Annotated in this window: 8 protein-coding genes and 1 pseudogene; 3 read left to right on the plus strand and 6 right to left on the minus strand. The window is 67.5% G+C overall.

What is annotated here, in order from left to right; genetic code table 11:
• Positions 1 to 32: 32 nt before the first annotated feature.
• Positions 33 to 374 (minus strand): GNAT family protein, encoded by a 342-nt coding sequence (locus tag AB0J69_RS40640; protein WP_364129230.1) that lies wholly within the window; start codon positions 372 to 374, stop codon positions 33 to 35.
• Between the two features lie 69 nt (positions 375 to 443).
• Positions 444 to 1025 carry a recombinase family protein gene (locus tag AB0J69_RS40645; protein WP_364129200.1) on the minus strand — a complete coding sequence of 194 codons (582 nt, stop codon included), beginning with the start codon at positions 1023 to 1025 and terminating at the stop codon, positions 444 to 446.
• 261 nt (positions 1026 to 1286) lie between these two features.
• On the opposite strand from AB0J69_RS40645, the gene AB0J69_RS40650 reads away from it, so the two are divergent.
• Positions 1287 to 1799, plus strand: a complete 513-nt coding sequence (locus AB0J69_RS40650) for a SigE family RNA polymerase sigma factor (protein WP_364129203.1) — start codon at positions 1287 to 1289, stop codon at positions 1797 to 1799.
• Positions 1796 to 2746 (plus strand): endolytic transglycosylase MltG, encoded by a 951-nt coding sequence (gene mltG / locus AB0J69_RS40655; RefSeq protein ID WP_364129206.1) that lies wholly within the window; start codon positions 1796 to 1798, stop codon positions 2744 to 2746. The genes AB0J69_RS40650 and mltG overlap by 4 nt, the downstream gene beginning before the upstream one ends.
• 60 nt (positions 2747 to 2806) lie before the next feature.
• Here the strand turns inward: mltG and AB0J69_RS40660 are convergent, their stop codons facing one another.
• The 3 genes from AB0J69_RS40660 to AB0J69_RS40670 all read right to left on the minus strand — a co-directional run bounded on the left by AB0J69_RS40660 (position 2807) and on the right by AB0J69_RS40670 (position 4705).
• On the minus strand, positions 2807 to 2983 hold the full coding sequence (locus tag AB0J69_RS40660) for a hypothetical protein (RefSeq protein WP_364129209.1): 177 nt from the start codon (positions 2981 to 2983) through the stop codon (positions 2807 to 2809).
• A gap of 356 nt (positions 2984 to 3339) precedes the next feature.
• On the minus strand, positions 3340 to 4203 hold the full coding sequence (locus AB0J69_RS40665; RefSeq protein ID WP_364129212.1) for a hypothetical protein: 864 nt from the start codon (positions 4201 to 4203) through the stop codon (positions 3340 to 3342).
• Position 4204: 1 nt separating this feature from the next.
• Positions 4205 to 4705: a SigE family RNA polymerase sigma factor gene (locus tag AB0J69_RS40670; RefSeq protein ID WP_364129215.1), complete on the minus strand. Its 501-nt coding sequence runs from the start codon at positions 4703 to 4705 to the stop codon at positions 4205 to 4207.
• A 402-nt stretch (positions 4706 to 5107) separates the two neighbouring features.
• Here AB0J69_RS40670 and AB0J69_RS40675 point away from each other — a divergent pair, with 402 nt between their 5' ends.
• Positions 5108 to 5596, plus strand: coding sequence for a hypothetical protein (locus AB0J69_RS40675; protein WP_364129219.1), 489 nt, complete (start codon positions 5108 to 5110; stop codon positions 5594 to 5596).
• A 279-nt stretch (positions 5597 to 5875) separates the two neighbouring features.
• Here the strand turns inward: AB0J69_RS40675 and AB0J69_RS40680 are convergent.
• Positions 5876 to 6105 (minus strand): annotated as a pseudogene (locus AB0J69_RS40680) (nucleoside-diphosphate sugar epimerase); the annotation flags it as partial.

The raw sequence follows: 6105 nt of genomic DNA on the forward strand, positions 1-6105 counted from the left end.
AGCTCCTGACACAATGAGGTGATTCGGAGCTTTTAGCAGGCTTGAATCGGCACAGCCGGCGGCTGCCACTCTCGCCTAATCAACCCGAACACCCATGAGTCGGACACCTCGCCGTTTACGATGCAGTCTTCCCGCAACGTCCCTTCACGTACGAATCCGATCTTCTCCAGAACCCGGGCAGATGCCACGTTGCGCGTAACGGTCTCGGACTGAACACGATTCAGGTCCAGTGTGTCGAATGCCCACCGCAGCAACGCGTGCGCGGCCTCCGTCGCGAAGCCGTGGCCCCACATCGCCTCATCGAGGCAGTAGCCCAGTGACGCACTACGGTAGTCCGGGTTCCATCCCGGGGTTGAGGAACCAGCGGACAGCAGTTATCGATGAGAACGATCTTGCAAGGGGGTCGAAGGGCAGAAGCGGGATACGGGTGGGGTAGCTGCTGGTCAGCGTCCCGCGAGTGCCGCGTAGGCGGTGGAGCGGCCGATTTTGAGGGTGCGGGCAGCCTCGGTGATCGAGACGCCGTCGTCGACCAGGCGGCGTAGTGTGGCCAGTTCGGCGGGGCCGATGACGTGGGGACGGCCGGTCTTCTTCTTGCCGGGCAGCATGGCGCCGGTGGCTTCGCGGCGCTTGGCGGCGGCGATTCCCTCGGCCTGGCGCCCGGCGCGCAGCTCCAGCTCGTATTCGGCGGCTGCGGCCAGGACCGCGAACTTGAACCGGCCTTCCTTGGTGGCCAGATCGAAGTTCTCCGTCAGTGACACCACGGTGATGCCGCGGTCGCGGAGCTCGTTGACGGTGGTCAGCACGTGCCCCGCCGAGCGGCCCCACCGGTCGGACTTCCAGAACTTCAGCGTGTCGCCCGCCTGGGGCAGCGCCAGGAGCGCCTCCCACGCCGGTCGCGCGACACCGCGATTGCCCGACTCCTTTTCTATGACCAGTTCGTCGTAGCCGCTGGCCGCCAGGGCGTCGAACTGGAGCTGCGGGTTCTGGTCACGCGTCGAGACTCGTGCGTACGCCCAGACGGTCATCAGCCACCCTTCCCGGCGATGTCCAGAAACGTCCACCTTTTCGGACACCCTATCGAGCTGGGGCAACTCCGGCCAGAAACCTCCATCCAGAAAGTCGATGCGAAGGCAGGGCGGCGGGTCGCAGCGTCATTGCGCCGACTCGGGTCGGCGCCATGAGCCCAAAGGAGCGCTGAATAGAGCCGAGTGAGAAACCTCGATCGTGCCGGCATAGATCGAGGTGCTGCCCGCGTCCTTGGCTGTGAGCATCACGAGGAGGATTGGGTGGATCCAGGATTTGAGGCGGCCTTCCGGCACTTCGTCGCCGACCGATCGGGGGCGTTGTTCCGTACCGCGTACCTGCTGACCGGTGACCGGCACGCCGCCGAGGACCTGGTGCAGTCGGCCCTTGTCAAGACGGTCGCAAAGTGGCGCAGTCTGCGCGATCCGGTCGCCATCGAGGGATACGTCCGCCGTGTCATGTACCACGAGCAGGTGAGCTGGTGGCGGCGACGCTCACGCGTCGCGGAGGTGTCCACCGGATGGCTGCCCGACCAGATCGGTGACGGGCACGCCGACGGTGTGGACCTTCGCATGGTGATGCGCGCGGCCCTCGCCCGGCTTACACCCCGGCAGCGGACCATGCTCGTGCTGCGCTACTTCGAGGACCTCTCCGAGACCGAGATCGCGCGACTGCTCGGCGTCAGGGTGGGGTCGGTACGCAGCCAGATCTACCGCTCGCTGGAACGTCTGAAGAAAACGGCACCTGAACTGACCACCGTGAGGGAGTTCGGATGAACATCGAGAACCTGCTGCGTGAGACCCTCGCCGACATGGCCGAGGAAGAGCGGCCACCCGCGCCGGGTCGGTACCTCCAGGTCCGCGAGCGCCGACCCCGCCGCCGCGGCCTGGCCCTGGTGGCGGCGTCGGCCGTCGCCGCGCTGGCCGTCGGATCCACAGTCGTGGTGCAGGGGATGTCGTCGCAGGCCCCCAGTGATGTTGCCGGGCAACAGAACGCCGTCCCGCACCTGGCCCCCGAGCGCCGACCGGCCGTCACCGTGACCGTGGTGGAAGGGATGCGGCTCTCGCAGCTCTTCAAGGTGCTGTCGTCGCTCACCGGCAGGCCGGTGGCGGAGTTCGAGAAGGCCGCCAAGGACGCTACGGTGCTCGGCCTGCCGCCCTATGCCAAGGGGATACTCGAAGGGTTCGCCTTCCCCGGCACCTATGAGCTCTCCCCCACCATGAGCCCGGGCGAGATCCTTAGGGCGATGGTGGCCCGGTTCGGGCAGGCCGCCGAGGACACCAACCTGGTCGACGGCGCCAGGCGTGCCGGCAGAACGCCGCTGGAGATCCTGACCATCGCCAGCATCGTCCAGGCCGAAGCGGGCAGGGACGAGGACATGCCCAAGATCGCCCGGGTCATATACAACCGGCTGAACCGGAAGATGCGGCTACAGGTGGACAGCACGGTCTTGTACGGCCTGGGCAAGTACGGTGCCAGCGCAGTGATCGAGGACCTCAAGAGCCAGTCGCCGTACAACACCTACAGGCGTTTCGGCCTGCCGCCCGGCCCCATTGGCAACCCGGGGGACGAGGCCATCAGGGCCGCGTTGAAGCCGGCCTCCGGCCCTTGGCTCTTCTACGTGACGATCGACCCGAAGAAGGGCATCACGAAGTTCGCCGCCTCCCACTCGGACTTCACCAAACTGGTCGAAGAACGCGACAAGAAGCACCGAACCCGGTGATGTAGCCGAACGGCCATCGCGATGATCCTTTGAGTACCGACCGCCGAGATCACTCCAGGTTTAGACGCCGTCTTCATCCACGACGACGGAAGAAGCGTCCTGGGACAGCGCCGCCGCTCCGAGCGGCCGCAGGCCCTTGTCCGGGGCTGACGAAGCGATCGCGTAGCGGCCCAGGACGTTGAGGTGGGCGTGGCCCAGCGGGGACAGCCGGGCCACGTCCTCGTCCTTGACAGGCACACTGCCTGGGCTGGATCGAGTCCCTCGCCGAGGCGGCGACGGACAAGACTGGCAGGCCGCTGGGCGCGGTCACCCGGATCCAGCGCATCTCTGGGTTGTCGCAGATGTTCCGTGACACTGCCGCCTGGGAGTACGACGATGTCCCCGGCTATGCGCCCATCACCTCCCGGGACGCGCCCAAGCTACCGCAGCGCATCCCGCGCTTCATCTCCGACCACGAGCTCGACCTGGTGATGCCCGTCATCAACGACATCTCCTGCCCGTTCCAGCGGGCAGCACTGCTGGTCGCCCGCCGGCGACCTGCCCGATCATCTGGCCGCCCGCGCTGGAGACCAACCTCGGCGAGATGGTCCCGCTCATCCGGGACGTCCTGGACCGCGCCAGCCGTACTTGATGTTCTGCTGCCGGTTCATGATCCGGCCGGCCGCGTCGTAGGCGGTCACGGTGACGGGAGGGGTGTCGAGAACGCTCGTGGGCGCGCCCGGTTGGTCCTTGGGTTTGTTCTTGACGGGCACGGACTTGGTGGGCCTCCTGCCGATGAAGAAGCCGTTGGCCACGACGGCGTTCACCCGTCCTCCGCCCGACCAGCCGATCGACACGCGCCGCACGTCGGGGGCGACCCGGCCGGCGACGACGTTCGCGTAGTTGTCGTATGACGCGCCCTTGCCGGACCAGTAGGTCACCTCGTACACGTCCACGCTGAGCTTCCCGGGGAACCCGGCGAGGTTCCCCGGGGCCTTGTCGCCCCAGTAGGTGAACACAGGAGGGTCGGGCGTGTCTTTGCTCGGCGTGCACAGGACGAAGCCCTTGGCGCTGCCGACCAGGGCGGTGACGCCGTACTTGTCCCGGAATTCCGCTAGCACGCGGAAGTCCGCCACTGTGCCGTGCGCCGGGTCGCGCCAGTTGGGGTTGACGTTAACGGACGGGCCGCCGGCGGGCATGCAGTCGCCGACCAGCTTGAGCTGCTCGGGGGTGTTCGGCGGCAGCTCGCGGACCGGCGGCTCGGCGACCTTCGCGGTCATCTGCGGCCCGTTGAGGAGGACGACGAAGCCGAGCCCGGCGGTCAGCGCGGCGGTGGCGGCGAGGGACCACGACAGGCGGCGGCGGCGCGCCGATCGGGCGGTCGCGCGGGCGGCGTAGGCCGTGGCGTTCACCGGGCGGGCCTCGCCGGCCATGCGGCGCAGCTCCTCGGCGATGGTGCGCTCGTTCACGGTCGTCATGTCAGGCCTCCAGGGTGACGGGTTCGCCGACCAGCTCACGGAGCCGGGCGATCGCCTGATGCGTCTGGCTGCGTACGGTGCCGACCGAGCAACCCATGATCTTGGCCACCTCCGACTCGGGGAGGTCCTCGTAGTAGCGCAGCACCAGCACGGCCCGCTTGCGCGCGGGCAGCGCGCGTAACGCCTGGTCGAGAGTGATGCGGGTCTCGACCTCGGCGGTACGGTCGCCGGCCGCCCGCTCGGGCACCGCGGCCACCATGCGCTCGCGTCCCCATCGCGGACTCCGCCACCGGCCGACCTGTTCGTGGTACATCACCCGCCGCACGTACGCCTCCGGGTTGCCGCGGATCCTCCGCCAGTGGCCGGCCGTCTTGGCGAGCGCGGTCTGCAGGAGGTCCTCGGCGGCGTGCTGGTCGTCGGTGAGGACGTACGCGAGCCGGATCAGGCTGTCCGAGCGGGCGGCCACGAAGTCGGCGAAGTCACGTTGCTGGTCTGGATGCACGAGTCTCCTCGGGACGGGGGTCTCGCCCTGTTTAGACGCATCCGGGGCCGCGTTTCTATGGCGTCCCGGCCCTCGGGGAGTAATGGAACGATCAGTGGCGCCAGCGTGTACAGGAAACTGCACACTCGTTTGGGTCTGGTCGCGGCTATGGAAGCGGTGCAGTTCAGCGGCGCTCGAAGGGATTGGATCCCCACGGATCGTGGTGCGGCTCGCCGCGTTCGCCCAGCTCGATCTGGTAGGCCCGCCAGATGTCGGCCTCCGTCGGCGGTGTCGGGGCGCGGTAGCGCAGTGCTCCGGATCGGGCCCGGCGATGTGTCGATGTGCACGCAGCGCCGTTCGTCCAAGAGGTATGGCCTCCCGGCAGGGGAGGAGAACTCACACCCATATGCAGGGGGAATCATCGTGCACGCCAACGAAGAACTCGCCACGATCCCGATCCGGCGCGGCCTGGCCGAGCGGCGGGCCCATGCTCGAGACCGGCTCGAAACCGGCTTCCAGATGTGGCTGGCCACCGGCAGCGACGGCCATGGTGCGCATCTGATCCCCGTGGCCTATACCTGGGACGGCTCAGCCCTGTATACCGCGACTTTTGTTAAGAGCCGTACCGTCGCCAATGTCAAAGGACACCCACAAGCGCGAGTCGCTCTCGGCGACACCGCGAACGTCATCATGATCGACACTAGTGCGTCGCTCGTGGATGTCCCCGACATCGGCACCGGTATCGCCGAGCACTACGCCAAAGTCTCAACAGACCCCCGTACCTACCCGGAGGGCACGTTCGTCTACCTACGCCTGCACCCCCGGCGCATCCAGGTCTGGAACGGCCTTCACGAATTCGTCGGGCGCACCGTCATGCGGGACGGTCAATGGCTGGATAACCCTGTCGACTGAGCACGTTCCATGCTGAATTCGCTGGTGGCGGGGGTTGTTGGGGCGGCCGACGCGGTTCCGGGGATGGCGGACAGATTTCGCGCGCGGAGAATGTCAATAGCGTTCCCGCCACGGTCAAAGGACGCTCATAACGCGTGCGACCAGTGGAAATACCGGGCACCGCGGCGACATGCCAAGCCCTGACTTTGTCGATGAGAGACGGCTTCGGTTGACAGTCGGCTGGTGCCGCCGGGCTCGTCCTCGGGACATGCGCGAAGGCCGGCAGGTGCCGCCTATCCGTCAGGCCGGCGCTGCGCCGAAGGCGGCGGCGTGGTCGGCGACCCACTGTGCGTAGGTGAAGGGCGGTCGGCCGGTGACCTGTTCGACCGTCGGCAGGACCTCTGTGGGCTTGCCGACTCTCGCGGTGAGCAAGGTGACGTAATCGTCGATCCCCGCAGCGGGCATGCCGTGGCGGGCCATCTGGTCCCGGAACCAGTCCTCGGATTGCTCCTGCCACCGCAATGGTCGCC

It is taken from the genome of Nonomuraea sp. NPDC049709, assembly GCF_040674815.1.
Classification (GTDB): domain Bacteria; phylum Actinomycetota; class Actinomycetes; order Streptosporangiales; family Streptosporangiaceae; genus Nonomuraea.